Here is a 25,366-nt window from a genome sequence, read left to right as displayed (position 1 = left end):
CGATGCGGGAAAACAGTTCTGCAGTTCCGAGCGCCCTTGGCGCTTGAAGAACCGAACCAATTCACTAACATAGTAGTAATTTGATCACTACGATATTAGCAAGTCAATAGCCGGAAATGGCGAATCCATGCGTGCCCCCTGCCCAGCACGCGCCTCGGGCACCGGATCACGCAGGATGGCGATAGATCTGGAAGCGCGCCCCCCTGAAATCGACCTCGTCTTCCAGGGTCGCCCCCACCGCGAGCGCAACCCGCACCGAAGCCCGGTTGCCCTGATGGATGAAGCTGATCGGCGGACGACCGGGAAAGGCCTCGGCGGCCATCCGCTGGACGGCGCGCGCCGCCTCGCTGGCGTAGCCTCGCCCCCAATAGGCGGGATCGATGGCCCACTTGATCTCCCGCTCCGGGAAATCCGCCGGATACCAGAGCCCGGCCGTGCCTACCAGCACACCACTCGCCCTGTCCTCGAGCGCATACGGCCCGTAGCCTCGCAACAGCCAGTGCCCCGCCAGTGTGGCCGTCATGCGCCAGCTCTCACCTTCCGACAGGACCCGGCCGAGGGTGTAGCGCGTGGCGTCCGCACAGGCATAGAGCGCATGCATGGCGCGCCAGTCCTCCTCGCGGAACATTCGCAGGGACAGCCTTTCGGACGCCAGGCGGGTTGGAATGAGAAATCCGGTCATGCTCACCTCGCAATCGGCAGGCCGGCGGCCGGAAGCATCGCGGGGGTCTGCCCGCAGACACCGCCGGCCATCGGCAACGGCTTACTGGACCAGGTTCCAGTCACCCTTTCTGATCTCCAGCAGGCGGAAGGCGCTCAGGTCCAGCCCCAGGTGATCCGCGGCCGTCATGTTCACCAGACCACCGGTGCCGACGTAGCCCTTGGTGGCTTCGAGGGCATCGCGCACCTTTGCCTTGTCGGTGGTGTTGGCCTTCTTGATGGCATTGGTCACCAGCATCAGGGCATCGTAGGCATGCCCCCCGAAGGTGGACACATCGGTCTTCCACCTTTCGTTGAAGGCCTTGGTGTAGGCCATGACCACCGGCTTCTGGGGATCGCTGGCGGGCAGCTTGTCGGCCACCAGCAGGGCCGAGGCCGGCAGGCGGATGCCTTCGGCGGCCGCGCCGGCGAGCTTGATGAACTCTTCGGAGGCGACGCCGTGGGAGTGGTAGATCGGCAGCGTGATGCTCAGCTGCTTGCAGTTCTTGGTGGCGATCGCCGGCCCCTGACCAAGGCCGAAGATATACACGGCCTGCACCCCCGGGGTGTTTTTGATCTTGGTGAGTTGCGGGCTCATGTCGGTGTCCTTGGGCCCGAAGGTCTCGTTGGCAACCAGGGTGATGCCGTATTTCGCCGCCATGGCCTCGGACTCCTTGCGGCCCGATTGACCGAAACCCGAGGTCTCGGAAAACAGCGCGACCTTGGTGATGCCGCGCCGCTTCATGTCCTCGTAGATTTTCTCGGCAGCCATCCGGTCGTTGTGGGACACCTTGAAAGTGAACTTCTTGACCGGCTCGACGATCACCACGGCACCGCCCAGGGAGATGAAGGGCACGCCAGCCCGCTCGATGAGAGGCACCATCGACATGGTGGCACCGGTCGTGGTGCCGCCGATGATCGCGTCCACCTTGTCATCTTCGATCAGGCGCTTGGCAAAGCCGTTGGCCTTGTTGGCATCGCTGCCGTCGTCATAGTGGACCAGTTGCAGTGGACGGCCGATGACGCCGCCGTTCTTGTTGATGTCGTCCACGTACATCTGCAGCGTCTGCAGTTCGGGCTCGCCGAGGAAGGCCGCCGGCCCGGTCACCGACAAGACGGAGCCGATCTTGATCGGATCGGCGGCGAATGCGCCAAAGGCCCCAAGCATGAGGGCGGTTCCGGCAACGAGTTTCTTGATGCTTTTTTTCATGGATGATCTCCTCCAGGGTTTTTAGTGTGCAAACCGAGAACCTGTGATGGCTTTGGCCAGGTCCGAGCCATTGAAAACCACGGCGCTCACATGCCCAGATAGGCGGCGCGCACCTGTTCGTTGCTGATGAGTTCCTGCCCCGAGCCGGAAAGGGTGACGGAGCCGGTCTCCAGCACATAGCCGCGATCGGCGATGGCCAGGGCGGCAAAGGCGTTCTGCTCGGCCAGGATGATCGTCATGCCCTGCTCCTTCAGGGCCCTCACCACGTTGAACACCTCCTGCACCAGCAGAGGGGCCAAACCCATCGACGGCTCGTCCAGCAGCAGCAGCTTGGGCCGGCCCATCAGGGCGCGGCCGATGGCCAGCATCTGCTGCTGGCCGCCAGACAACGTGCCCGCCGGCAAGCGACGCTTTTCCTTGAGGATCGGGAACATCGCGAAGATCTTCTCCATGTCCTCCTCGACATGCCCCTTGGGCTGGGTGTAGGCGCCCAGGCGCAGGTTGTCCTCGATGGACAAGGGGCCGAACACCTGGCGCCCCTCCGGTGATTGGCAGATGCCCCGGCGCATGCGCATGTCGGAACGCAGGCGGGAGATATCCTCGCCGGCGAAATGCAGGCTGCCGGCACTCATCGGCTGCACCCCCGACAGGGTGCGCAGGAAGGTGGTCTTGCCGGCGCCGTTGGAACCCACCAGGGCCACCGTCTCACCACGGCGCACTTCCAGGTCGATGCCCTTCAGGGCCTTGATACGGCCATAGCAGCTCTCCATGCCCGCCACCTTCAGCAACACCTCGCCAACCGGCTGGCTGCCGGGCCGCAACTCGCCGGCACTGTGTGCCCCCAGGCCGACCGATTCGGGCGCCAGCGCGGCGATGCGATGGAACAGCTCGCGAAACTCCGCCTTGGCCCTGCCCCCGAACACGGGATCGTCGTTGTCGAGAAAAGCGCGGTCGATGCCGGCCCAGTCATCCGCGCTGAGGACCTGCCGGGCGAGGGGCATGACGTCCTTCTCCTCGCAGCGGATATGCGCCTTGAGGCCCTGGGTGTAGGCCCGCAGCGCGGCGGCGAAGTCACGGTTGCCCGACGCGCCCGTCGCCGAGGCGGCCAGGGCCTGGCGCAGCGCCTCGAGGTGCCCGGGCCCGCTCCGGTGCTCGGCCTGCAGGCGATCCAGGATCTCCGCCGCCGCAGCAGAGCGTTGGCGCAGCACGCGGAACAGGAAGTCGTCTTCCTTCGGGTGATGAACCCGGTCTACAAACTGCTCGATATAGTCGAACACCGAGTTGAAGAAGGCCGGATCCACCTTGCCACCGGCCTCCAGTTCATCGGCCACGAGATCCACGGTGATGGCGATGCGCCACAGGTTCTGGTGTTCTTCGGTGATGATGCGCAGAGTTTCCATGTTCTCTCCCTGTCAGGCGTGGGCGCCCAGGTAGGCGGCGATCACGTCCGGGTTGCGGCGCACTTCCTCGCCGGTGCCCTCGGTCAGCTTCTTGCCGTAGTCGAGCACCAGGATGCGGTCGGACAGGTTCATGACCATCTTCATGTCGTGCTCCACCAGCACCACGGTGATGCCCGAATCCGCCACCTTGCGGACGAGGTGGTCCACCTCGATGGTTTCCTTGGGGTTGAGGCCGGCGGCCGGCTCGTCCAGAAAGATGACCCGCGGCTTCATGGCCAGGGCCCGGGCGATCTCCAGGCGCTTGAGGGCGCCGTAGGGCATGGCGTCGGCGCGGGCATCGGCGAACTTGTCGAGCCCGACGAAGCGCATCAGCTCCAGCGCCTCTTCGCGCAGCTCGGCGTCGCGCCGCCGCAGGCCCGGAAAGCGCAGGGCGGCCTTGATCAGGTTGCGGTCGAGCCGCAGGTGGGCGCCCACCATCACGTTCTCGATGGCGCTCATGTTCATGCAGATCTGCAGGTTCTGGAAGGTGCGGGCCACCCCGCGGCGGGCCAGCTCGTCCGGGGACTTGCCGCCGATGGATTCGCCGTCGAGGCGGATCTCGCCGTGGGTGGGCTTGTAGACCCCGGTGATCAGGTTGAACAGCGTGGTCTTGCCGGCGCCGTTGGGGCCGATCACCGAATACACGATGCCGGCGTCGATGCTGAAGCTCACATCCTGCACGGCCTTCACGCCGCCGAAGTGGATGGAGAGGTCTTTGACTTCGAGCAGGCTCATGCTTGATCCCCTTTGCCCAGCTTCGCTGCCAGCGTGGGCACGAGGCCTTTGGGCAGGAAGATCATGCAGAACATCAGGATGGCGCCGAAGGCCACCGTCTCCCAGCCCTCGAAGGCGACCAGAATCTGGGGGAGCGCAGTGAGCAGCACGGCGCCGACCAGGGATCCATACACCGAGGCCATGCCACCGATCACCACCATGGTCACCAGCTCGATGGAGTGGAAGAAATCAGCCAGGTTGGGGGTCACGAAGCCCACGTAATGGGCGGTGACGCTGCCCATCAGGCTGGCAAAGACCGCTGACAGCACGAAGATGGCGACCTTGTAGCGGACCACGTTCACCCCAACCACCTGGGACGCCACCTCGGAACCATGCAGGGCCCGCAGCGCCCGTCCGAAGGGCGAATCGATGAGGTTGAGGGAGGCCCACACGCTGATCGAGAGCAGCAGCGCAATGGCCCAGTACCACTGCCTGTCGTTCGCCAGCTCGAAGCCGAACAACCCCAGCGGCAGCACCGGCATGCCGTCCGGCCCCCCGGTCCATTGCGCCTCGTTGCGGATGGCAATGCTCAGGATGATGCCCAGGCCCAGGGTGGCCATGGCCAGGTAGTGCCCCTTGAGCTTGAAGATCGGCCGCGCCACCAGGGCGGCCAACAGGCCGGCAGCGGCAGCCCCCGCCCCCATGGCCAGCAGCGGATGCCAGCCGAAGTGGGTAGGCAGCACCGCCGAGGCGTAGGCGCCGATGCCCAGAAAGCCGGCATGGCCCAGGCTGATCTGGCCGGCGAAGCCGATCAGCAGGTTGAGACCGAGGACGATCACCGCATTGATGGCCATGCGGATGGCCAGGTCGAGATAGAAGCTGTTGGGCAGCACGAAGGGCAGCACCACGAGGATGGCCATGACGATGAGCAGGCCGGCGTAGGCGTTCTTGTTCATCATCACACCCGGTCCGTCGATTTGCCGCCGAAGAGGCCGCGCGGCATGAAGAAGAGAATGAAGAGGATCAGCACGAAGGGGATCGCGTCCTTGTAGTTGGACGAGATGTAACCCGCGCCCATCGCCTCCAGCACGCCCACCAGCAGGCCGCCCACCACCGCCCCCAGGCCGTTGCCGAGGCCGCCCACCACCGCGGCCACGAAGCCCTTGAGGCCGAGCATGATGCCGACGTCGTAGGAGGTCAGCGTGATGGGCGTGACCAGGATGCCGCCCAGCGCCCCCAGGGCCGCCGACATCGCGAAGCTCATGAAGAGCACCCCGTTGGTGTTGATCCCCACCAGCTCGGCCGCCACCCGGTTGTAGGAGGTGGCGAGCATGGCCTTGCCCTGCAGCGTGCGGTTGAAGAAGTACCACAGGGCAAGCACCACCACGGCGGTGACACCGAGCACCCACAGGCTCTGGGGCAGCAGCGTGGCGCCGAGGATCTGGATCGGCTCGTCGCCCGAGAAAGCCGGCAGGCTGAAGGTGCCCTTGCCGAGCCAGACCTGAATCAGACCGCGGATGACCAGCGAGGCGCCGATGGTGATGATGATCAGGGTCACCGTCTCGGCGCCCTTGACCGGCTCGATGGCCAGCTTCTCGACCAGCACCCCGACCAGCGCCGGGACGATGATGGCGAGCAGCAGAGCCGCCGGAAGCGGCAGGCCGGCCTTCAAGAAGAACACCGCCAGCATGCCGCCCAGCATGATGAATTCGCCCTGGGCGAAATTGATCACGTTGCTGGCGTTGTAGATCAGGGTGAAGCCCAGCGCGGCCAGTGCGTAGGTCGCACCGACGGTCACCCCCGAGAGCAGGAACTGCACGAGCTGCGAGAACATCAGCCGCCTCCCTGCCTTGCGCCACGCACACGATGCGTGGTCAAAAACATGCCGGTCATCTTGCCTCCTTTGGCTTTTCGGTCCCATTCGTCCAGCGGATGCATGGCGCACGGGTCTTATTTACTAACATCGAAGCAAATTAAATCACTACGATGTTAGTGAGTCAACGGAGGCAACACTTATATTTTCTGACCGGCTCGGGAAGGCGCTTGCCGCATGGGGCGGCCCAAGCAAGAAAACCGGCCATCCATCAATGGCCGGGCGGCAGCCCGGCACAGGGAGAGACGATCCGGTGGGTGCAGGGCTCAGCCCTTCATGATCTTCACGGTCTGGATGGTCGTGTACTCCTCCAGCCCGTAACGCCCGAACTCCACGCCGATGCCCGACTGCTTGACCCCGCCGAAGGGTGCGTCGGGCTGGATGGCGCCGTGCTCGTTGATCCACACCGACCCGCACTCCAGGCGCAGCGCCAGCGCGGCCGCCCCGGCCGGATCGGAGGACCACAGGGAACCGCCGAGGCCGTTGGGGTTGTCGTTGGCCCGGGCGATCACCTCGTCGATGTCGCTGTAGCGGATCACCGGCAGCACCGGGCCGAACTGCTCCTCGTCCACCACGCGCATGCCGTCGCGCACGTCGGCCAGCACGGTGGGCGGATAGAAGTAGCCGGCGCCTTCCGGCAGCTGGCCGCCCGACAGCACGCGGGCGCCCTGGGCCCGGGCGTCCTCCACCAGGGCATGCACGTAGTCACGCTGGCGGGCGTTCTGCACCGGGCCGAGCTGGGTATCGGCCTGCAGGCCGTCGCCCACCACCGCGTCCCGGGCCAGGCGGGCCAGGGCCTGGCACAGGGGCTCGTAAAGGCTGTCGTGCACGTAAAGGCGCTTGAGGCAGGCGCAGGTCTGGCCATTGTTGTGAAAGCCCACGCCAAACAGCCGGGCCGCCAGGGCCTCGGGGTCGGCCCCGGGGGCAGCATCGGGGAGCACGATGCCGGCGTCGTTGCCGCCGAGCTCCAGGGTCAGGCGCTTGAGATTGCCGGCGGCGGCGGCCATGATGCGGCGGCCGGTGGGCGTTGAGCCGGTGAATACGATCTTGTCGATGCCGGGGTGGGTGGCCATGGCCTCACCGACACCGGCCTCGCGCTCGGCCGAGATGACGTTGAGCACGCCCGGCGGCAGCACTCCGCCGGCCAGCTCGACAAAGCGCAGGGTGGCCACCGGAGTCAGCTCGGAGGGCTTGAGCACCACCGTGTTGCCCGCCCGCAGGGCCGGCATGACGTGCCAGATGGCGATCATCAGCGGCCAGTTCCAGGGGGTGATGGAGCCCACCACGCCCAGGGGCTTGCGATGCACCTCGATGCGCGCCTGCTCGTTGTCCTGGATCACCTCGACGGGCAGCGACAGATCGGCGGTCACATGGGTCCAGGCGATCGCTCCGCCCACTTCCATACCGGCGCCGACGCCGTTGAGCCCCCCCAGGGGCTTGCCGGTCTCCCGGGTCACCAGGTCCATCAGCTCGGGCATGTGGCGCTCAAGCACGCCGGCCAGGGCATGCACGGCGGCCTGGCGGTCGGCATCGGGCGTCCGGCTCCAGGCCGGAAAGGCCGCCCGCGCAGCGGCCACGGCGCTGTCCAGGTGTGCCGTGTTGCCCGCCGGAACCCGGGCAAACACCTCGCCTGTCGCCGGGTTGACGACCCCGAAAGTGCGCTCGGCCTGCACCGGCTGACCGCCGATGCTCATCATGTAGGTCTCCATCTCTGCTCCTCTGGTCTGGTTTGATGCGTGATCAGTTATGGGTCGGGCCAGGCTGGACAACACCGCGCTTCGAGAAACGCACCAGCCCATCGGCCCCGGCAGCCACCGCCGCCGTCATGGACAGGCGGTCGTCGCGCTGGGTCCAGCTGAAGCTGGCGCCGCTGTCGGTACTCTCGATCTGGACGCCATCCAGCCCGACACCGACCACCCGGCCACCCACGGCGACCAGGTCGGTCAGGGAGCTCTTGCTCCCGGTGGCCACGGGGGCCCAGCTACGGCCGTCGTCGGTGCTGCGGTACAGGGTCCCGCGCAGCCCCGCCACCAGCAGACTGCCGTTGGCGAGGGCCGTTCCCGACCAGAAGGAGCCTTTGTAGCCCGTGTTGAGGTAACGCCAGGTGTCCCCGTGGTCGTCGCTGCGCAGGACCATTCCCCGCTCGGCAGCCACAAACAGGCTGCCCCGGGCGGAGGCAAAGAGCTTGAAGAGATTGCGGTCCGCCTTGCCGCCCTCGGGGGGCGCAGGCAGCTCGACGGGGGTCCAGGTATTGCCCCCATCCCGGGTCTTCAGGACCAGGGACCACAGGCCCACGGCGACCCCCTCCCGGGCGTCGAAGAAGTGCACAGAGAACAGCGGCCGGTCTTCCGCCGTGTCGGTGCGCTGCACCGACCAGGTCTCGCCGCCATCGGCGGTGTGCAGGATGGCGCCCCAGTGGCCGACCGCCCAGCCCTGGCGCTCATCCGCAAAGCTGACCGCAGTCAGGGTCGACGAGACGGGGACGCTGCCCGCCTGACGGAAGTGCTGGCCGTCGTCATCCGAGAGCAGGATGGTGCCGTAGTCCCCCACGGCAACGATGCGCTTGCCGGCCCGGGCGGCACCCAGCATGGGCGCCTGGGTGGCCGCCGACGAGCGCACGGCGGGCGACGGCGTCAGGGCTGTGCCCCCTCCCCCGGGCGCCTGGGCCAGGACAAGGGCCGGGCCGGCCAGGAGGCCCAGCGCCAGGGTCAGCAGCAAGGATGGCCGCGTGCGGGAGAAACGTGAAAGAGGAGTCATGATGCGCACCTTCAGTGGGCCAGGATGCCGGGCGCCCGCACCGGGCCCCGCCGGGGAAAGAGCTTCTCGAGCCACACGGCGAAGGCCGGCAGCGCGGTCATGGCCATGACCATGTTGACCATGAACATGAAAGCCAGCAGCTTGCCCATGTCGGCCTGGAACTTGAGGTCGGAGAAGGCCCAGGTAGCCACGCCCACGGCCAGGGTGATGGCGGTGAAGATGGTGGCGGTGCCCACCTCCAGGATGGAGTGCTCCAGCGCCTTGACGATGTCCTCGCCCTGGGCCATGTGGATCTGCAGGCGGTTGTAGATGTAGAAGGCGTAATCCACGCCGATGCCCACCGCCAGCACCATCACCGGCAGGGTCGCCACCGTGAGGCCGATCTCCAGCTCCTTCATGAACCAGTAGCCGATGAAGGTGCCCACCGTGAGGGGCAGGCAGCACGCGATCACGGCCCGGAAGTCGCGGTACACCAGGGCCACCAGGATGATGATGGCGCCATAGACGTAGAGCATCATGGGCATCTCGCTGTGCTCCACCTCGTCGTTCACCGCGGCCAGCACGCCGGCGTTGCCGGAGGCCAGGCGGATGCTCACCCCCTCCATGGGGTGGGCGGCCCGGAAGGCCTTGACCTTGTCGATGACGCGGCTGATGGTGGTGGCCTTGTGGTCGGTGAGGAAAAGATGCACCGCCGTCATGCTGCAGTCCTTGCGCATGAAGCCGCGCATCCGGCCGATCTCGGTGGCCAGGGCGGCGTAGTTGCCCGGGTCGATGGGGATGGCCGACATCTTCGGGTTGCCCTCGTTGTAGCCCTCGTTGTAGGTGCGCAGCTGCCCCGAGAAGGAGATCGCCGACAGCACGCCCTCGGTGTTCTGCAGGTCCCACACGAAGCGGTCCTGGTAGGCACCCAGGGCCACGTTCTCGCAGGCCCCGGCGGGCGCCTCGAAGACCACGGTGAGCCAGTCGAGGCCGGTGTCGTAGTTTTCCGAGATGGCCACCGCGTCGCGGTTGAAGCGGGCCTCGGGGCGCAGCTCGGGGGCGCCGGGCTGCAGGGTGCCGATCACCCGGTCGCTGCTCTGCCACACCGATACGCCGAACACGGCGGTGGTGATGACGATCACCACCAGGGCGTTGCGCGGCTCGGCCACCCGGGCCAGGGTGCGCAGCCAGCGGGCGCGCCGGTCTCGCTTGACCATGGCTTCCTGGGCGTAGGCCTTGGTGAAGTGGAAGTACGAGGCCGCGATGGGCAGCATGGCCAGATTGGTGGTGATCTTGAAGAACACCCCCAGGGACGCGGTGATCGCCAGCTCCCGCACCATGGGGATGGGGATCATGATCAGGGTGATGAAGGACACGAAGGCCGTCACCAGCGCCAGCACGCCCGGGATGAGCAGCCCCGAGAAGCTGGCGCGGGCCGCCTCTTCGGTGGTCTTGCCGTGGGACAGCTCGCGGACGATGAAGTTGATCTGCTGCACCCCGTGGGACACCCCGATGGCGAACACCAGGAAGGGCACCAGCACGGCCAGCGGATCAAGGCCAAAGCCCAGCAGGCGCAGGGCACCGAACTGCCACACCAGCGAGGTGAAGGAGCACACGATGGGCAGCAGGGTGAAGCGCAGGGAGTGGCAATACCAGTACACCGCCAGGGCAGTGAGCACCAGGGCCACGGCGCAGAACTCCAGCACCGAGGCGGCGCCGTCGGCGATGTCGCCGATCTGCTTGGCGAAGCCGATGATCTGGATCTCGAAGTCGGCGTCCTCGAACTTGGCGCGCAGGGCTTCGAGCTGCTGGTTGTAGGCCACGTAGTCGATCTGCTTGCCGTCCTTGTCCACCTCGGCCAGCTCGGCCACGATCATGGCGCTGGTCTGGTCGCGGGACACCAGGGTGCCGACAAAGCCGCCCTGCCCCGCCGAACGCTGGATGCCGGCGATGATCTCCGGGTTGAGCTGCGCCGGCATCACCGTGCCGGGGATCAGCGGATCGGCCCGGAAGCCCTCCTCGGTGATCTCGTTGACGAAGCTGTTGGGGGTCCACAGGGACTGCACGCCCAGGCGGTCGACGCTGGGCAGGTAGATCACGGCCTGGGTCACCTCGTACAGGCGGGTCAGGCCGGCCTGGGTCCAGATGGTGTCCTTGCGGGCCTTGACGACGATGTTGAGGCGGTTGGCCCCGAGCACGTCGTTGCGGTATTCCTTGAAGGTCTCGATGTACTCGTGGCCGGTGGGCATCTGCTTCTCGAAGCCCGCCTCCATACGCAGCTGCAGGGCAAAGTAGCCCATCACGGCGGTAAACACCGCCAGCCAGATCAGGAAGGGCGTCCGGTACCGGAAGCAGAAATCCTCCAGACCCTTGAGCGTGCGGGTCAGCAGGTGGTCCACGTCATCGACGCTGAATAGGTTGATCATGCTCTGTCATCCACTGGGGTTCGTGTTCGCGCGGGCGCCGGCTGGCCGGGAGGCTGGGTGCCCCCCGGCGGCGGTCTTCAGAAGTTGCGCGACACGTAGGCGCCGACGAAGTCGCGGTCTGCGTAGGGCTGGTCAAACACCCGCGAGCCGCTCCAGAACTTGGCGTAGTTGAGCCCGAACTGCCAGTTGGCCGGGTTCTGCATGAAGGTGACGATGAAGTTGGCCGACTTCGCCCCTTCCATGAACAGGCCCGACGAGTTGGGGGTGCGACCCGTGACGGCGTGGAAGAAATACACCTCGGGGATCACCTGCCAGCCCGGGATCAGGCTGCCGTCGTACACCCAGCTGAAGTCCAGGTTGTAGCCCGCCGAAAGCTTGTCGCCCACGGCCTGGGCGGTGCCGCCCAGATCGAACTCCTGGCCCCAGCCCCACACCCCGGCGCCGATGGGCTCGCCCTTGTAGTGCTTGCGCAGGCCCGGATACCAGGTGGCGACGCCCTCGACCATCAGGGTGGCGGTGGAGGCGTTGCCGAGCAGGCCGAGGATGCCGCCGTAGTCGCCCGGGGTCATGCTCAGGATGCCGGTGAGATGCCACTGGTACTTCTTCTCGTCCACCCAGCAGCGCCCGTTGTTGGCGGCGCAGCCATCGAGGTTGGGGTTGAGGGACACCGCGTCCTTCGGGCGGTAGGACAGCTCGGTGCCCACGGCCCAGTCGCCGACGGGCATGTTGGCGGACACGCCATACACCCGGCGGTCCTGGGCATACACCCACTCGGGCCCCTTCTCGAAGCTCAGCTGGGGCGCCTTGTCGTGGTAGGCCATGGCGTAGAAGCCCAGGTTCATCTGGGTGCCTTCGGGCTGCCAGCGCACGGCGGCGCCGTACTGGCCCGAGTCCTTGGCCTTGCGCCGGGGCAGGCCGTAGGTGCCGTCACCCCGACCCAGACCGTTCACCATCGACCAGTAGCTGCCGGTGGGCGGAAAGTAGTTGTCGTTCCACTTGGTCTGGTAATAGGCCTCGACGTTGACACCCTTGCCCAGGCCGGTGGCGAAACTGACGATGGGCGCCGGCAGGAAGACCTCCTTCAGCTGGGTGCCCGGCTGGGACAGGCGCATGATGTCCAGCGCATTGGTCTGGTTGATGCCGCCGGGCAGAAAGAGGCTCTCACCCCAGCTGATCACCTGGTTGCCAACGCGGACCCGGGCCCGCTGCTCGCCGACGGAGAACTCCTTGCTCACCCAGAAATCCAGCAGGCGGGCCTTGAAGCGCAGATCCTTCTCGGCCTCGTCCGACAGGGAGGCGGTGTAGCCGTTGGGGCCGGTGGCGGCGCTGACCGCCCCGGTCGTGTGGGTGGCGGAGAAATCCCGCAGCCAGCTCACGCGGCCCATGAACTTCCAGTCGTCGGGCATCTTGAGCAGCAGCTCGTGGGTGCCCTTGAGATAGGTGGTGAAGGCGTCGCCCTTGGCGTAGTTGATGTTGCCCTGGTCACCGACACCAGCAACGGTGGTGCAGCCGGCGGGGGCGTTCTTGCCGCTGGCCCCGGCCGCCACCAGGTTGCAGGACGGGTCCTGGGTGCGCACACCCAGGCCGAAGCTGATGGTGGAATCGAAGCTGCCCGATACACTCTCGGTCTCGAAGGTCACGGCAGCAGCAGAGCCGGCGGCACCGGCCAGGACAGCCGCGGCTGTCATCCTGAATACCTTGCGCATGGAAGGGTTCTCCTTGGGGGGTCAGGTATCCGGATCAGCGCTCGCTGATGGCCCGCAGGTTGTCGGAGGTGTAGAAGCCCTCCTTGAGCTTGGGATCGTTGGCCTCGACGAACCAGCGCATGTCCTTGCCACCGCCCAGGGGGCCCTGGTCCAGCAGGTAGCGGTTGTCGATCAGGTTGTACTGGACGAAGGACGGGTTGTCGCAGCTGCCGGTCTCATACACCGGGATGACGAAGCCTTCACGGAGCTTCCACAGCTTGCCCTGGGCGTCGTAGTCGTCGGCCACCACGATGGCCCAGCTATCCTCGTCCACATAGAAGGTGCGCTTGGGGGCGACGTGACGGACGCCCGGCTTGACGGTGGCCTCGACCACCCACACCCGGTGCTGCTCGTAGCGGCGGTTGGCGCTGTTCACGCCGGTGTCCTTGGCCACGTCGTTGAACTTGACGCTCGGGTCATACATGCCGAAGGCGTTGTAGCCGACGATCAGCTCCTTCTTGCCCACCAGCTTCCAGTCGAAGCGCTCGATGGTGCCGTTGAACATGCGCGGCTCATCCATCGTGTACTGGTTTTCAAAGCCGATCTGCGGCGCGTCGTAGGCATAGGTGGGCATGCGGCGCACGCGGCGCTGGCCCGGGAAGTAGTAGTAAACCTCGTTGGTCTTGTCGAGGTAGTTGGTGATGGCCAGGGACTGCCCCGCCAGCGCCGTGGGCGACTTGTAGGAGAAGTAGGTGAAGTACTCCACCGGCGGCAGGGACGACAGGGCCGTCGAGCCCTTCTTGCCCCAGGGGAAGTAATAGGTCTGGGTGGAGGTGGCGGCGATCCACTCGCTGGCCCCCTGGCGCGGCGACAGGGCGGTGTACAGGGTAGGCAGCTCGAAGCCCGCGCCCGCGTACTTCATCTTCACGTTCCACATCACCTCCGTACCGCTCTTGGGGAGCGGGAAGGGGATGCCCGGCACCGTGGCCTCCTTGAGGCTCCAGCCATCGGGGCCGAGCTTGGCGGTGGTGACGTTCTTCTTCGTGTTCTCGGTCACGAAATCGGGGTTGGTACAGGTACGGCGAGACGGATAGACATCCATCTTGTAGCCCTTGGCCTGCTTGATCTGCTGGATCTGGCCCGGCGACAGCTTGTCGGCGTATTTATCCACGTTGGTGGCGTCGATGCTGTAGAGGGGCTTGTCACCCTGATACTTGAAGTGGGCGGCCCGGCTCTTGCCATAGGCCCAGCCCGGCGTGGCCGCGTCGCCACCCTGCCAGGCGGGGATCGACCCATCCTTGTTGGCGCCCTTCTCGGCGCCCACGGGGGTGAGTTCCTTGCCCAGTTTTGCCGCATCGGCCTCGGTGGCCGCCTGAACACTGCCGGTGAGGGCTGACAGGGCGGCCAGCACGGCGCCCACCTTTCGCATCTTGAACATGTGAACCTCCTGTGGGGTGAGGGAGGCGGCATCCCGCCGGGCCCGGACTGCTTGATTGGTGGAATCGAGTGTAGAAATCGGGGGGTGCCGCTCGTTATCAAAAATCGGCAACTTTTCTCCCCGACGGCGGTCACTTAGCGCCGATCAAGGACATGTCGGCCCGGATCTGCCATGGCAGTTGGGGCACTGGCCGCCCTGGCCGTCAACGGCCCCTCTCCTGGCGCTCCAGGTAATCCATCAACCGGGCGCGCAGCCCCGGAACATCCTCGGGGACGGAGGCGCGGTAGCGGGCCACCTCGTCGGCGCTGTAGGGGGTGAAATCGGCGGGCAGGCTGCCGCGACCGATGTTGACCAGCACCCAGTTGAGCAGGGCCGCCGTGTCCTTGTCTCCCAGGGGCGTGTTGAGGGTGCCGGGCACCTGGGACAGGTAGGCGCGCCCCCCGGGCGCCCGCAAGAAGTGCCCCACCTGGTCGCGCATGGCCGGGATGCCATTGACCGGCGAGCCGGCCCCGTCCAGCTGGTGGCAGCCCATGCAGTACAGGCGGTAGTTCTTCTTCTCCACCTCAGTGGCCCCCAGGGTGCTGCAGGCGGCCAGGGCCAGCAGGCCACCCGCCAGACGTTGACGCAGGGACATGGAGCGCCCTCCTCAGTCGGATTCGGCCCGCCAGGCCCGCAGGGCCTTGGCGGTGGGCTTGCTGTCGCGCAGCGCCGAGAAGGTCGCTGCCGTGAAGGGCTGGTGATCGGCCGGAAGGCTGGCCCCATTGAAAGCGGCAAGCACATGATTGGCCACTGCCGCCAGTTCGTCGTCGGAGAGCTGCTGCCACGAGGGCATCACCCCGGTGTACACCACCCCCTTCGACTCCATCCTGCCGGCGAGGCCCGACATGAGGATGCCCGGCAAATACTGACGGCCGGCACCAGCGGACATGCGCTTGCCCAGCGTGCCGGCCAGGGGCGGCGCCAGCCCCAGGGCGCCGGCCCCGTCCGGCTGGTGGCAGGCCGCGCAGTGGGCGTCATAGACCGCCTTGCCATCGGCCGCGCCGGCCGACGCCGCTGCCGCAACCAGCAGGGCCAGGGCAAACCGGTGGGCGGCGCCCTGACCGGGGGCGCTCATGACTGCCCCTCCTCGAGCCCGACGATGATGGACACCGTGCAGTGATAGAGGCTGCTCTGGTTGGCCATGCACCAGTTGATGTCGTTGTGCACGCCCATGCGGTAGCCCGGCCGCTCGCGGATGTTGGTGTTGCAGCCGCAGCGGCCACAGGTGGTCCGCCCGCAGCAGTCGTTGTAGCTGACCAGGTAGTCGCGGCCGTCGGCGGGGTTGTGACAGGTGCCCACCCAGGACACGGCCGACGGCGTGGTACCCGGCGGGCAGGTGGTCATGCTGCCGCCGCAGCACGAACACAGAAAACCATCGACGCTGCAGTAACGCCAGTAATCGCAGTCGGTGTCGGTGGGCTCGGCCTTCTTGCGGCCGGCATTGCCGGCGGCCTGCACGGTGCGGTCGAAGGGCAGCACCGGCAGGGCAAAGGCCCCGGCCACCAGCATCTTGCTGACGCCCACCAGAAAGCCGCGCCGCGCCGAGCGCTGGGCCACGCCCCGGGTGCTGCGCTCGGCCAGGCTGTCAAAGAGTTTGAGGAAGTTCATGGCTCACCCCCGCTCCGGCACGGCGTCGATGACGCGGCGGTCGATGTGCTCCTGCACCGAGGCCACCCCGTGCTCGTAGGCGCTGAGCAGGCTCTCCACCTGCTCGCGGGAGTTGACCAGCCCCTTGGCGCGCACGGTGCCGCCGGCATCCAGCAGCACGCAGTAGGGCAGCTTGGCAATGCGGTAGGTCATGCCCAGGGGCTGGGACAGGACGTAGGTGAATTCCCCCAGCCGGTGCTTGGCGTGAAACTCGGCGTGCTCGGTACGATCGCCGTCCGAGGCCAGCACCACGTTCAGCCACCGGCCCTCCCGGGCCTGCACCGAGCGGATGATGGGCAGCAGCTTCTTGCACACCGGGCAGGTGGGCGACAGGAAGAACACCAGGTTGCTCCTGGCCATGGGGCCACCCACGCTCAGGGCGCGGCCGTTCCAGTCGGTCACCTCCACCACCGGGGCGGGCTCGCCCACCTTGGGGCCGTTGTCCATCATCAGCGCGCCCATGGGGGCCACGCGTTCATACAGGATGCCGATCTGCCGCGACAGGGCCAGCACGCACACGCCCAGGGCCAGCACCAGCACCCACAGGGCAACAACGGAAATCATCAGCGGATCGCTCATGAGTGAATCTCCTTGAGAAGGGGTTGATTGGCCAGCAGCTGATTGGCGCTGGCATAGAGGGCGAGCAGCACGAGGGCGATGCCGGCGACGCTGAAGTGATCGATGAGGCCGAGGGCGCGCGGCAGCTCGTCGGTGGCGCACAGGGCCACCAGGGCGGCGAGCACCCCGTTGCGGGCCACCAGCCCCGCCGAGATGCGCTGCCCGCCGGTGCCGCAGCCGCATTCGATGCGGTCGATGCCCCGGCTCAGGTTGATGAGCACCCCGGCGCTGGCCAGGCCCAGCACCGCCAGGGCCAGCCACGCCGCCCCGCCCTGGCTGGCCGGGAAGAGCAGCCCGACGCCGGCGGCCAGTTCGGAGAGCGCGAAGCCCCAGGCGAAGCCGGGTACCAGGGCGTCGGGGAGCAGGCGGTAGTTGTCCACCGCGTAGCGGAACAGCTCCATGTCGCGCAGCTTGACCAGGGCACCGAGGATCAGCACGACGCTGAGAGCCGCCGCCACGCCGCGCAGGACGACCGGGTCGATGGCAAGAGAATCGGGGCCCATGTCACTTCACCTCCATGAACATCGAAGTCTCGCCCACGCCGGTGATGTCCCGGACCTTGGGATAGCCCGGCGCCACGCGGCGGACCTGCACCGTGGCCGCCTCCAGGTTGAGGCTGTAGAGCAGGGGCTGGGCGCCCTGGCTCACCGCCAGCGACACGGCATGGTTGGAGGGCAGGCGGGCGGTGCGCTTGCGGGTCTTCAGGTCGAAGGCCCAGATCTCCTTCGAGGGGTTCTTGTGGGTGCCCTCGGCGCCCTTGTCGTGCATGTTCACGAACAGGGTGTCGCTGGCCCGGTGCAGGGCGCTGATCTGCAGGCCGCCCGGGCGCCAGGCCTGCTTGCGGTCACGGGCGTCGAGCAAGGGCCAGGGGGCGTTGAAGGCCGGCGCATCGCCGCTCAGGCGCACACCATAGACATTGCCGGTGTAGGACACGAAGTAACGCTGGTCTCCGCTGATCTCCGGGTGGATGTAGATGGGATCGGTGTCCGGGTCGAAGAACTTGCCGCTGCGCTCCCGGGACACGGCCTGCCCTGCGTCGTCGAGGGTCACGGTGAGCAGGGTGCCGTCGCCACAGATGGCGGAGAAGCGGTAGCCCTGCTCCCAGGCCTGGATGGACCAGCAGCCGGGGGTCTGGACTTCGCCCACGTGCTTCTTCGTCACCAGATCGACAATGCCCACCGAGGTGGCCGGGGTGGCGTTCTGGATGTACAGGAAGCGCCCGTCGGCACTGCTGGCCAGCATGCTGCGGTAGGAGATGCCCTGGGCGCGGCGCGGCGGGATGTCGATCTCGGCCTTCAGCTCAAGGCTCTGGGCATCATGGATCTCCACCACGTCGGTGCGCGGCCCGCGGGACAGGCGCGGGTGGTAGGTGGTGACCGCGTAGAGGCTGCGGCCGTCCCGGGACGGGAGCATGAGGGCGCCGAAGCCGGTGCCGATCATGCCCAGGAAGCGCCCGCTGGCGCCGTCCAGCACGTGGGTGCGGCCATCCACCATGTGCCCGAAGGCCGGGTCGATGACGTAGAGGCGGTTGCCGTCGGCCGGCGCCAGGCGCTCGACGGTGATTTCCTCTTCCGGTAACGGGGCTTGGGTTGGGGCTTGGGTTGGGGGTGGGCGCCCGGCCTCGCCCGCCGCGCTGCTTCCCGCAAGCGCGGCTTGCAGGATCAGGGCGATCAGGATGGTGTTCTTGTGCATCTTCCGACCTCGCTCGACTCTGTTGAGAATGCGGGGTCAGTATCTGGCGGCGCTCCCGGGAGGCTGTATCAAGAATTGGAAAAAAACGGGCGTCAGGAATGGAGCCGGCGGGTGCCCGTCTGGGACGGCAGTTCGCCGAACAGGCGGCGATAGTCCTGGGCCAGCTGGGACAGGTGCCAGAAGCCCCAGTGCGCCGCCACGTCGCCGATGGATTCGCGCAGGGGGTCGCGGGCCTTGAGGGCGCGGCGGAAGCCGTTGAGGCGGATCGCCTTGAGGTAGTGCTGGGGCGAGATGCCGAAGACCTCCTGGATGGCGTTCTGCAAGGTCCGGCGCGTCACCCCGACCTCGTCGCAGATGTCGGTGATGCTGAGGGCCGACTCGGGGTTGGCATCCAGAAAGCGCCGCACCCGGCGCACGATGCGCTCCCGGTTGGGGCACACCCCGGCAGCCTGCGCCCCCTGCCCCGCGCTGACCGTTTCGTTGAGCAGGGCATAGAACTCCTCCGCCAGCTGCTTGAGGTTGGAGGGGATCAGCAGGTATTCCGAGTTCTCGCGGCTGCTCTCGAAGGCCCGCAGCAGAAAATCGGCGAGCAGGCCCGGGTAGGCCCGATCGATGATCTTGGCGCTCTTGAGCAGGTCGTTCTCAAGCTCCCGGTGATCGATGGTCGGGTCGTCGAGATGGGCGCACAGCTCCCGCGGCGAGAACACGGCCGCCACCAGGTCGAAACTCTCGGGGGTCCGGATCTCGAACTCGGTCTTCGGGTCGAGCAGGGCCGCCGAGCGCGGCCGCATGAGCTCGCCGCAGTGATAGCCGTGATCCTCCTGGCTGAGCACGGCGCCGATGGCGAACACCCCCGGCGGCGTGCAGCCCTTCTGCAGGATCACCCGGTTGCTGGTCTCGCGGATCAGGGTCAGGGCGGGCAGCTGGATCTCGTCCATGGAGCCGGCGAAGCGCCCCGGGGAGAGCTGGTCGTAACGCTGCCCCCAGCGCTCGTAGATGAGCGCAGCGGCCTGCTGGTCCACATCGGCGTTGCGGCTCTCGCGGTACCGGACCGCGCCATGCCCGACGGCAGATTCAAGGATCAGGTTCATTTACGCTCTCCGAAAGCGGTTACGTCATGTTTAATTATTAACATATTAGTAATATGGGCGGATTCGTCAATGTGCAGCGCAACAAAGCAAGAAGCCGTCCAAGCGGAACGCGGAGCGTGCCTGATCCCTAAGGTGTTGATTTTTTGAGATCTGCGTACGGAAGCCCGGGGGGTCGGAGCACCAGGGAGGCGCCCGCTGCACCAGAAGAAGGCGGCAGGGCGGGCTGGAGAGCCCGCAAGGGGAAAAGCCAAAAAAAAACGGGTATCCACCACCAGGGCGGATACCCGATTCAAGCCGTCCCGGGAGAGGACGGAACAGGGAGGGAGATCAGACGCGTTTGAACAGGGGGCTGCGCACCTGCTGGGCGTCGGCGGCGGAAAAGAACTTTTCGGTGTAGATGTCCCGCTCGAACAGGCGCCCCTGCATCAGCGTCGAAATGCAGGCCTCGATCATGATCGGGGGGCCGCACAGGTAGGCCTTGTGGCCGCGGAAGTCATTGTCGAAGTGGGCCCGGGCGGCCTCATGCACATAGCCGCGGAAGCCGCTCCAGTCGCTGTCGGCGGGCTCCTCGGACAAGGCCGGCACATAGCTGAAGCCCGGGTGCTGCGCCGCCAGAGCCAGGAAGGCGTCGTGGTAGTACAGCTCGGCCTGGTTGCGGGCGCCGTAGACCAGGGTGATCGGCTCGGGGCTGCCGCTTTCCAGCAGGTCGAGGATCATGGAGCGCGGGCTCGACAGGCCGGAACCACCAGCCATGAACAGGGACGGCAGGCCTGCCGAGCGGCGCACGAAGAAGCGCCCGTAGGGCCCGCTGAGAGACAGGCGGTCTCCCACCCCGAGAGACTGGTGGATCCAGGTGGTGCCTGCCCCGCCGGGGACGATGCGGATGTTCAGCTCCACCTCGTTGCCCGCCGAAGGCGGGTTGGCCAGGGAGAAGGCGCGCACGCCCATGTCATTGGGCAGCTGCAGGTTCACATATTGGCCGGCCTGGAAGTCCAGGTGCTCACCGTCATCGAGGGTGATCCACACGCCCTTGATGGTGGGCGTCAGGTCTTCGATGCGGCTCACCACGCCGTGATAGTCCCGCACCGGGATGTCGCGGGCGTCGTCGTCGGTCTCGATCTCGGCCTCGATGACCAGGTCGGACTCGAGCTTTGCGCAGCAGGCCAGCACCTTGCCTTCGTCACGCTCGTAGTCCATCAGGGCGAAGTTGGAGGCGTTGCCCTGGTCCACCTCGCCATCGGTCACGGTGACCTTGCAGGTGGCGCAGTAGCCCTGGCCACAGGCGTGGGGCAGGAAGATGCCGGCGCGCAGGGCGGCGTCGAGGATGGTCTGGCCCTCCTCGACCTCGATGCTGCGGCCGAGGGGCTCGATGGTCAGCTCGTAACTCATGCTGCCGTCCTCAGTAGCCCGAGCCGGCGATGCCGTCGAGACCGGGGGTGATGAAGCGGATCAGGTCCTTGTGACCGATGCCGTTGTCCGCCAGGCTCTTGTTGCGATCGAGCACGACCGGGCGGCTGCCGTTGAGCCACTGCACCGCGCTCCAGTCGATCTGCGCCCAGTCGGGGTGATAGCTGAAGCAGTCTGTCATGTGGGTGTCGATGATCTCGCCAAACAGGGTCTCCGGCGGCAGGGCCAGCACGAAGGGCCGGGAGAACATGCGGTGACGCTCCCAGTTGATGTACAGCAGCTGGCGGCCGGCGTAGTTGTCGACAGCGTCGCTGGAGGGGAAGTCGTAGGGGGCCAGGGTTTTCAGCTGGGTCATGATCGTGCTCCTCAGTTCCGGGTGGCCTGGGCGCGCCACTTGGCAAAGTTCTTCTGGTCTTCCGAGCCGTTGAAGTCGCCGCTGGCGCGCTTGTCCATGCGCCAGTAGGCGTGCATGCGGGCGCCCGGGCGGTAGTCGTGGGCATTCACGTCGGTGCCTTCAGGCTCGCACTTGCCCTGCAGGGCGGCGTGGGACGAGATGAAGGTCTGCACGTACTTCTCGGGTTCGTCCTCGAAGATCTCCTTGCAGTGGTCGGAGCAGAAGTGGAACTTCTCGCCCTTGTACTCCGTCTCGCGGAAGCACATCTCCATCGGGTCGCCGGGCTCGTTGAACTTGATGGTGGACACGCAGACCTGGCAGTTCATGGGCTGGGTCTTGTTGTTGAAGCGGTTGCCGGCCTTCTCCTGCTCGATCCAGTACTCGTACACCGGGCGGTAGTACTTGTCGAAGGTGTTGGGGTATTTCTCGGACAGCCAGTCGAGCTCTTCCGGCTGGGGCATCCAGGTATGGAAGGGGGTGGCGTCGGGCTTCATGTAGAAGCCGATCCACGACTGGTGGGTGATGTGCTCCTTCTCCTCGATGGTCTGCTCGAAGCACTTGGGCACCTTGATGCCGTAGCGGGCCAGATCGGTGAACAGGGCGGTGCCGTTCTGCTCGAAGTAGATCTCCCAGGCTTCCTTGAAGCTCATGATCCGCTTGGGCAGCATGTAGTCCATCATCATGCCCACCGAAGCCAGCTTGCGGGTGCCGCGCCAGGTCCATTTGTCGATCCAGCGCTGCACGATGGGCAGGTTGTCCGGGTCCTGTTCGAGCATGAACTTGATGCACTCCAGGCCCAGGGTCATGTGGCGGGCCTCGTCCGACTGGGCCGAGAAGCCCACGGTCATGGCGGCCATGTCGCCGTTGTAGGCGGCACCCGAGATGAAGGGCACGAACAGGATGTTGGTCAGCACGTATTCGAAGGCGAAGCCGATGGCCACCATGAACTCGAAGGGGCCGGCGGTGATGGCGTCGTCGAAGAAGGACTTGCCGTCCGACAGGTACCACATGCGCGACTGCTGGTGGGCGAACTCGTCCAGGCCGTTGTAGAAGCGGTTGTAGTTGCTGATGGAGTGGATCTGGGTCTGGAAGTGGCGGTACTCATCCACCGACTGCATCATGCAGGCCACGCGGGGGCCGGCGCCGACCATCTGGCGGGCCACCATGCTGAAGCCGCGGGCAGCCATCAGTTCCAGCGGCGGGGTGGAGCCCAGGAAGAGCTTGAGCACGTTGATGTAGCGGGCGTCGGTAACCGACAGGTGGCCGTTGTTCTGGTTGAAGGCATCGAGAATGGCGTAGAGCTTGCGCTCCTTCTCGGCCTGGTATTTCCAGTAGGCGTCCATGGTCAGGCGGAAGGGGTCTTCCCACTTGTCCCAGTCGTGAATCTTGATGCCTTCGTAGCCCACCTGGGGGAAGACCTTGTCCATCGGCTGGAAGGTGGTGTCCCAGGCCAGATCCCGGGTCATCATGGTGTAGCGCTCCTTGAGGCCGAGCTTCTTGGCAACTTTCATGTCCATGCTGTCTCTCCTTGGGTGTCGGTTCAGCGCTGCCAGGACAGGACGAACTCGTCGTCGCTCTCGTCCAGGTGGCCGGAGATGGTGATCAGGTGGAGCTGCAGCTCCTGCAGGTCGAAGTCGCGACCCATCTTTTCTTCCACGGTGGCGCGCTTGATGACCAGGCGGCCAGGCACGTCCACCTTGACCATGGCGGGCTGATCCACCACCACGGCAGCGGGGTTGTCCTCGACGATGGCCTCGACGATGCAGCGGGTCTCTTCGTTCTTCTGAAACGCGATGAAGGCGTTGGATGTCATGGGGAGCCTCTTTACAGGGGGATGCCGGCCTTGGCGGCGCGGGCATCGAGTTGCTGGACGACCTCGTCCAGGACGGCGGCGCCCTCGGCACCGAAGCCCAGTTCGGCCACCGGGGTGAGCACCTCGATGGAGCGCTGGCGGGCCGCGCGGATCCACTCGCCCAGCAGGGCCTTGTTGGCGGGGTTGTCGGCGGCGGCAGCCTTGAGCACGGCGTCCACCCACTTCACGTTTTCGGCGTACCACTCGCGCTGAAAGCGGGTGAGCAGGGTCATCACCGGGCCGTGGGCGGCGTTGAGCCGGTCGTTGAGCTTGTCGTAGATGAGCGGAAAGAGCAGGCCCTCGAGGGCGAAGTTCTGGGCCACGAAGAGCTCGAACCAGTCATCCATGACCATCTGGTCCTCGATGTAATGCCGCAGCCCTTGCCAGGCCGGTGCCTTCAGCCAGGCCTGCTTGGCCTCGGCCAGGGCGTCGATCTCGTCCAGGGAGATGGCCAGGCGGGTGATGAACTGGGCGATGCCGAGCTGATCCATGCAGGCGTAGGCGGTGGCCTGGGAGATGGCGATGCCGTAGCTGTAGGCGGCGATGTAGGAGTTGTTGATGTTGGAACCCCAGGCCACATGGCGCAGGGGCAGCAGCACCTGATTGACCACGGCCTTGCCGTCGGCGGGGTAGCCCGCCGCGAGGCCCATCTCCTCGGCCAGGTCGAAGTCGGCGGTGGCGGTCTCCTGCATGCGGCCCCGGGCCAGGGTCCAGGCGCCGTAGAAGAACTGGCGCGGGTCCTTGAGCGCGTACCAGTCCTTCATGGTGACGCGGGTGCGGGTGGGGTCGAAGATGTCGTGGGACGGGTCCCAGGTGGGGCGGTAGTGGTAGTTCTCCACCGGCTGCAGGTCCATCGTGCCTTCCATGTAGCGGGAGGCCGGCTTGTCGGCCCCCATGCGCCGGGCCAGGTGGCCGAAGGTCTGCCGTAGGGGCTCGATGGTGATGGTGCGAAGATCCATGCTCATTGTGTTCTCCTACTCCTCGGGTGTCGGGTAGCGGGGGCCTGGGGCGGGCTCAGCGGAAGCGCTGGTGGGTGGCGTCGTGGAGGTTCCAGGCAAAGTCGCCCTCGGGGCGGGCCGATGCCGCGTCCAGCACGGTCACCCGGTTGTCGGCGCAGAAGGCCTCAAAGGCGGCGCGGGGCATGATCAGCTCCACCGCCAGCTCGGGCTCCCCCACCGAAAACTCGAACTCGACCAGGCCGCCGTCACGCTCACCGGTCACCCGCACGAACTTGCGCGTCACGTCGAACTGCTGGTCTTCCATGGCCCCGCCTCCTGGTTGCACGGCCGGCATCGAACGCGCCGGCATGGGGGCATTAGAGCAAACAGTAATATGTTAGTGAATGGACGATCAGCGCCTTGGCTTGTACTTTTCAAAGCCAGGGGTGTTTATGGCTGGATCAGCGGATCTGATCCTGGTGCTGAATGCGGAACTGGCTGGGCGTGGTGCCCACCCGCCGGGTGAAGAAGCGCGAGAAGTAGGCCGGGTCGGCAAAACCGAGCTGGTAGGACAGCTCGCCGACCGGGGTGGTGGAGAAGCGCAGCAGGCGCCGCGCCTCCTGGAGCAGGCGGTCGTGGACCACCTCTTTGGAGGGCAGGTTGGCCATGCGCCGGCACACATCGTTGAGGCGGGCCTCGGTGACGGCCAGCTGGCGGGCGTAGTCAGGCAGGGTCAGGTGATCGCGGAAGCTCACCTCGACCAGGTCGCAGAAGCTCAGGAAGATGCGCAGATCCTCGCCCCGCTCACGCTTGAGAGGCTGCGCAGGCACGTGGCTGGCGAGCAGGCGGTTGAGGCTGATGAAGAAGCACAGGCCCAGGGCCTGCACCGCCGCCGAGCGCCCTTTGCCGCGCCCGCCGAACTCCTGCTGCAGCAGCTCGGCCAACTGCACCAGGCGGGCGGCCTCGGCCTGCACTTCGCCGGCCGCCCCGCCCAGGGGCAGAAAAGCCGGCTCGCGCAGCTGGGCCTCCGGCCACTGCCCGGGCAGGGACGCGTACCAGGCCCGCACCACGTCCTGGCGCACGGTGATCACGTGGCCGTCGGTGTGCTCTTCGGAATAAAACGCGTGGGGGATGGCCGGCGGGGTGATGAAGACCAGCGGCGCCTCGGCAAAATAGGCCTGGTCGTCCAGCTGCAGGCTGATGCTGCCGCGCACCAGCAGATGTACCTGGTAGAAGCGCGAGTGGCGGTGGGCCGACGTGTTGCGCCCGAAGATCTCGGCCAGCCGGCCGAAGGTCTCGTAATGCACGTCGCACTCCGGATCCCCCTCGTAGATCCGGGTGATGTGGATGTCGGGGATGGACGGGGGGCGCTCCACGGAGCGGCCGGCAGGATCAACGGCGGACATGCCGCAAGAAGATCACTCCGATGTTAGGGAGTCAACAGGTATCATTGGGCGTTGGTCACGGG

The 25,366-nt window shown here is 66.5% G+C and carries 25 protein-coding genes; all 25 read right to left on the bottom strand.

Annotated elements, in window-relative coordinates:
• Positions 1-166: 166 nt before the first annotated feature.
• The 25 genes from L6Q67_RS10045 to hpaA all read right to left on the bottom strand — a co-directional run bounded on the left by L6Q67_RS10045 (position 167) and on the right by hpaA (position 25,304).
• A complete protein-coding gene (locus tag L6Q67_RS10045) occupies positions 167-682 on the bottom strand; it encodes a GNAT family N-acetyltransferase (RefSeq protein ID WP_296568629.1) in 516 nt (171 codons plus the stop codon).
• Positions 683-763: 81 nt separating this feature from the next.
• Positions 764-1,909, bottom strand: a complete 1,146-nt coding sequence (locus L6Q67_RS10040; RefSeq protein ID WP_296568627.1) for an ABC transporter substrate-binding protein — start codon at positions 1,907-1,909, stop codon at positions 764-766.
• 86 nt (positions 1,910-1,995) lie between these two features.
• On the bottom strand, positions 1,996-3,309 hold the full coding sequence (locus L6Q67_RS24550; RefSeq protein WP_367171635.1) for an ATP-binding cassette domain-containing protein: 1,314 nt from the start codon (positions 3,307-3,309) through the stop codon (positions 1,996-1,998).
• A gap of 12 nt (positions 3,310-3,321) precedes the next feature.
• Complete coding sequence (locus L6Q67_RS10025) at positions 3,322-4,083, bottom strand: ABC transporter ATP-binding protein (protein ID WP_296568625.1); 762 nt, start codon at positions 4,081-4,083, stop codon at positions 3,322-3,324.
• On the bottom strand, positions 4,080-5,021 hold the full coding sequence (locus L6Q67_RS10020; protein WP_296568623.1) for a branched-chain amino acid ABC transporter permease: 942 nt from the start codon (positions 5,019-5,021) through the stop codon (positions 4,080-4,082). Before L6Q67_RS10020 ends, L6Q67_RS10025 begins: the two co-directional genes overlap by 4 nt.
• The gene (locus L6Q67_RS10015; protein WP_296568621.1) at positions 5,021-5,896 is read right to left on the bottom strand and encodes a branched-chain amino acid ABC transporter permease; all 876 of its coding nucleotides are present in this window, start codon (positions 5,894-5,896) and stop codon (positions 5,021-5,023) included. The genes L6Q67_RS10020 and L6Q67_RS10015 overlap by 1 nt, the downstream gene beginning before the upstream one ends.
• Positions 5,897-6,201: 305 nt before the next feature.
• Positions 6,202-7,644 carry an aldehyde dehydrogenase family protein gene (locus L6Q67_RS10010; protein WP_296568620.1) on the bottom strand — a complete coding sequence of 481 codons (1,443 nt, stop codon included), beginning with the start codon at positions 7,642-7,644 and terminating at the stop codon, positions 6,202-6,204.
• Positions 7,645-7,675: 31 nt separating this feature from the next.
• Positions 7,676-8,692 carry a YCF48-related protein gene (locus L6Q67_RS10005; RefSeq protein ID WP_296568618.1) on the bottom strand — a complete coding sequence of 339 codons (1,017 nt, stop codon included), beginning with the start codon at positions 8,690-8,692 and terminating at the stop codon, positions 7,676-7,678.
• Positions 8,693-8,703: 11 nt separating this feature from the next.
• Positions 8,704-11,097 (bottom strand): efflux RND transporter permease subunit, encoded by a 2,394-nt coding sequence (locus tag L6Q67_RS10000; RefSeq protein ID WP_296568616.1) that lies wholly within the window; start codon positions 11,095-11,097, stop codon positions 8,704-8,706.
• Positions 11,098-11,174: 77 nt separating this feature from the next.
• Entirely contained in the window at positions 11,175-12,803 is a 1,629-nt protein-coding gene (locus L6Q67_RS09995) for a DUF1302 domain-containing protein (protein ID WP_296568615.1), read from the bottom strand.
• Positions 12,804-12,837: 34 nt separating this feature from the next.
• Positions 12,838-14,220: a DUF1329 domain-containing protein gene (locus L6Q67_RS09990; RefSeq protein WP_296568613.1), complete on the bottom strand. Its 1,383-nt coding sequence runs from the start codon at positions 14,218-14,220 to the stop codon at positions 12,838-12,840.
• 202 nt (positions 14,221-14,422) lie between these two features.
• A complete protein-coding gene (locus L6Q67_RS09985; protein WP_296568611.1) occupies positions 14,423-14,854 on the bottom strand; it encodes a hypothetical protein in 432 nt (143 codons plus the stop codon).
• A 12-nt stretch (positions 14,855-14,866) separates the two neighbouring features.
• Positions 14,867-15,334: a cytochrome c gene (locus tag L6Q67_RS09980; protein ID WP_296568605.1), complete on the bottom strand. Its 468-nt coding sequence runs from the start codon at positions 15,332-15,334 to the stop codon at positions 14,867-14,869.
• The gene (locus tag L6Q67_RS09975; RefSeq protein ID WP_296411642.1) at positions 15,331-15,867 is read right to left on the bottom strand and encodes a methylamine dehydrogenase light chain; all 537 of its coding nucleotides are present in this window, start codon (positions 15,865-15,867) and stop codon (positions 15,331-15,333) included. The genes L6Q67_RS09980 and L6Q67_RS09975 overlap by 4 nt, the downstream gene beginning before the upstream one ends.
• Before the next feature lie 3 nt (positions 15,868-15,870).
• Positions 15,871-16,485 carry a methylamine dehydrogenase accessory protein MauD gene (gene mauD / locus L6Q67_RS09970; RefSeq protein ID WP_296568602.1) on the bottom strand — a complete coding sequence of 205 codons (615 nt, stop codon included), beginning with the start codon at positions 16,483-16,485 and terminating at the stop codon, positions 15,871-15,873.
• A complete protein-coding gene (locus L6Q67_RS09965) occupies positions 16,482-17,027 on the bottom strand; it encodes a MauE/DoxX family redox-associated membrane protein (protein ID WP_296568600.1) in 546 nt (181 codons plus the stop codon). Before L6Q67_RS09965 ends, mauD begins: the two co-directional genes overlap by 4 nt.
• A gap of 1 nt (position 17,028) precedes the next feature.
• The gene (locus tag L6Q67_RS09960) at positions 17,029-18,216 is read right to left on the bottom strand and encodes an amine dehydrogenase large subunit (protein ID WP_296568598.1); all 1,188 of its coding nucleotides are present in this window, start codon (positions 18,214-18,216) and stop codon (positions 17,029-17,031) included.
• A gap of 92 nt (positions 18,217-18,308) precedes the next feature.
• The gene (locus L6Q67_RS09955; protein WP_296568596.1) at positions 18,309-19,307 is read right to left on the bottom strand and encodes a helix-turn-helix domain-containing protein; all 999 of its coding nucleotides are present in this window, start codon (positions 19,305-19,307) and stop codon (positions 18,309-18,311) included.
• Between the two features lie 327 nt (positions 19,308-19,634).
• Positions 19,635-20,696 carry an NADH:ubiquinone reductase (Na(+)-transporting) subunit F gene (locus L6Q67_RS09950; RefSeq protein ID WP_296568594.1) on the bottom strand — a complete coding sequence of 354 codons (1,062 nt, stop codon included), beginning with the start codon at positions 20,694-20,696 and terminating at the stop codon, positions 19,635-19,637.
• A gap of 10 nt (positions 20,697-20,706) precedes the next feature.
• Positions 20,707-21,069 carry a phenol hydroxylase subunit P4 gene (locus L6Q67_RS09945; protein ID WP_296568592.1) on the bottom strand — a complete coding sequence of 121 codons (363 nt, stop codon included), beginning with the start codon at positions 21,067-21,069 and terminating at the stop codon, positions 20,707-20,709.
• Positions 21,070-21,080: 11 nt separating this feature from the next.
• Positions 21,081-22,625 carry a YHS domain-containing protein gene (locus L6Q67_RS09940; RefSeq protein WP_296568591.1) on the bottom strand — a complete coding sequence of 515 codons (1,545 nt, stop codon included), beginning with the start codon at positions 22,623-22,625 and terminating at the stop codon, positions 21,081-21,083.
• 23 nt (positions 22,626-22,648) lie between these two features.
• Positions 22,649-22,921, bottom strand: a complete 273-nt coding sequence (locus L6Q67_RS09935) for an MmoB/DmpM family protein (RefSeq protein ID WP_296568590.1) — start codon at positions 22,919-22,921, stop codon at positions 22,649-22,651.
• 11 nt (positions 22,922-22,932) lie between these two features.
• Positions 22,933-23,925: a phenol hydroxylase gene (locus tag L6Q67_RS09930; RefSeq protein ID WP_296568588.1), complete on the bottom strand. Its 993-nt coding sequence runs from the start codon at positions 23,923-23,925 to the stop codon at positions 22,933-22,935.
• Positions 23,926-23,974: 49 nt separating this feature from the next.
• Positions 23,975-24,223, bottom strand: a complete 249-nt coding sequence (locus L6Q67_RS09925) for a phenol hydroxylase subunit (RefSeq protein ID WP_296568586.1) — start codon at positions 24,221-24,223, stop codon at positions 23,975-23,977.
• Positions 24,224-24,359: 136 nt separating this feature from the next.
• Positions 24,360-25,304 (bottom strand): 4-hydroxyphenylacetate catabolism regulatory protein HpaA, encoded by a 945-nt coding sequence (gene hpaA, locus L6Q67_RS09920; protein ID WP_296568584.1) that lies wholly within the window; start codon positions 25,302-25,304, stop codon positions 24,360-24,362.
• Between the last annotated feature and the right edge of the window lie 62 nt (positions 25,305-25,366).

This window comes from Zoogloea sp., from assembly GCF_023150065.1.
Taxonomy (GTDB): Bacteria; Pseudomonadota; Gammaproteobacteria; order Burkholderiales; family Rhodocyclaceae; genus Zoogloea.
The sequence above is the reverse complement of the archived record's forward strand: the minus strand, read 5'-3'. Positions and strand labels throughout refer to the sequence as shown.

Excerpts from the sequence above, each read along its gene's own strand:
- L6Q67_RS10045 (WP_296568629.1), bottom strand. The coding sequence starts at position 682 with ATGACCGGATTTCTCATTCCAACCCGCCTGGCGTCCGAAAGGCTGTCC.
- L6Q67_RS10040 (WP_296568627.1), bottom strand. The coding sequence starts at position 1,909 with ATGAAAAAAAGCATCAAGAAACTCGTTGCCGGAACCGCCCTCATGCTT.
- L6Q67_RS24550 (WP_367171635.1), bottom strand. The coding sequence starts at position 3,309 with ATGGAAACTCTGCGCATCATCACCGAAGAACACCAGAACCTGTGGCGC.
- L6Q67_RS10025 (WP_296568625.1), bottom strand. The coding sequence starts at position 4,083 with ATGAGCCTGCTCGAAGTCAAAGACCTCTCCATCCACTTCGGCGGCGTG.
- L6Q67_RS10020 (WP_296568623.1), bottom strand. The coding sequence starts at position 5,021 with ATGATGAACAAGAACGCCTACGCCGGCCTGCTCATCGTCATGGCCATC.
- L6Q67_RS10015 (WP_296568621.1), bottom strand. The coding sequence starts at position 5,896 with ATGTTCTCGCAGCTCGTGCAGTTCCTGCTCTCGGGGGTGACCGTCGGT.
- L6Q67_RS10010 (WP_296568620.1), bottom strand. The coding sequence starts at position 7,644 with ATGGAGACCTACATGATGAGCATCGGCGGTCAGCCGGTGCAGGCCGAG.
- L6Q67_RS10005 (WP_296568618.1), bottom strand. The coding sequence starts at position 8,692 with ATGACTCCTCTTTCACGTTTCTCCCGCACGCGGCCATCCTTGCTGCTG.
- L6Q67_RS10000 (WP_296568616.1), bottom strand. The coding sequence starts at position 11,097 with ATGATCAACCTATTCAGCGTCGATGACGTGGACCACCTGCTGACCCGC.
- L6Q67_RS09995 (WP_296568615.1), bottom strand. The coding sequence starts at position 12,803 with ATGCGCAAGGTATTCAGGATGACAGCCGCGGCTGTCCTGGCCGGTGCC.
- L6Q67_RS09990 (WP_296568613.1), bottom strand. The coding sequence starts at position 14,220 with ATGTTCAAGATGCGAAAGGTGGGCGCCGTGCTGGCCGCCCTGTCAGCC.
- L6Q67_RS09985 (WP_296568611.1), bottom strand. The coding sequence starts at position 14,854 with ATGTCCCTGCGTCAACGTCTGGCGGGTGGCCTGCTGGCCCTGGCCGCC.
- L6Q67_RS09980 (WP_296568605.1), bottom strand. The coding sequence starts at position 15,334 with ATGAGCGCCCCCGGTCAGGGCGCCGCCCACCGGTTTGCCCTGGCCCTG.
- L6Q67_RS09975 (WP_296411642.1), bottom strand. The coding sequence starts at position 15,867 with ATGAACTTCCTCAAACTCTTTGACAGCCTGGCCGAGCGCAGCACCCGG.
- mauD (WP_296568602.1), bottom strand. The coding sequence starts at position 16,485 with ATGAGCGATCCGCTGATGATTTCCGTTGTTGCCCTGTGGGTGCTGGTG.
- L6Q67_RS09965 (WP_296568600.1), bottom strand. The coding sequence starts at position 17,027 with ATGGGCCCCGATTCTCTTGCCATCGACCCGGTCGTCCTGCGCGGCGTG.
- L6Q67_RS09960 (WP_296568598.1), bottom strand. The coding sequence starts at position 18,216 with ATGCACAAGAACACCATCCTGATCGCCCTGATCCTGCAAGCCGCGCTT.
- L6Q67_RS09955 (WP_296568596.1), bottom strand. The coding sequence starts at position 19,307 with ATGAACCTGATCCTTGAATCTGCCGTCGGGCATGGCGCGGTCCGGTAC.
- L6Q67_RS09950 (WP_296568594.1), bottom strand. The coding sequence starts at position 20,696 with ATGAGTTACGAGCTGACCATCGAGCCCCTCGGCCGCAGCATCGAGGTC.
- L6Q67_RS09945 (WP_296568592.1), bottom strand. The coding sequence starts at position 21,069 with ATGACCCAGCTGAAAACCCTGGCCCCCTACGACTTCCCCTCCAGCGAC.
- L6Q67_RS09940 (WP_296568591.1), bottom strand. The coding sequence starts at position 22,625 with ATGGACATGAAAGTTGCCAAGAAGCTCGGCCTCAAGGAGCGCTACACC.
- L6Q67_RS09935 (WP_296568590.1), bottom strand. The coding sequence starts at position 22,921 with ATGACATCCAACGCCTTCATCGCGTTTCAGAAGAACGAAGAGACCCGC.
- L6Q67_RS09930 (WP_296568588.1), bottom strand. The coding sequence starts at position 23,925 with ATGAGCATGGATCTTCGCACCATCACCATCGAGCCCCTACGGCAGACC.
- L6Q67_RS09925 (WP_296568586.1), bottom strand. The coding sequence starts at position 24,223 with ATGGAAGACCAGCAGTTCGACGTGACGCGCAAGTTCGTGCGGGTGACC.
- hpaA (WP_296568584.1), bottom strand. The coding sequence starts at position 25,304 with ATGTCCGCCGTTGATCCTGCCGGCCGCTCCGTGGAGCGCCCCCCGTCC.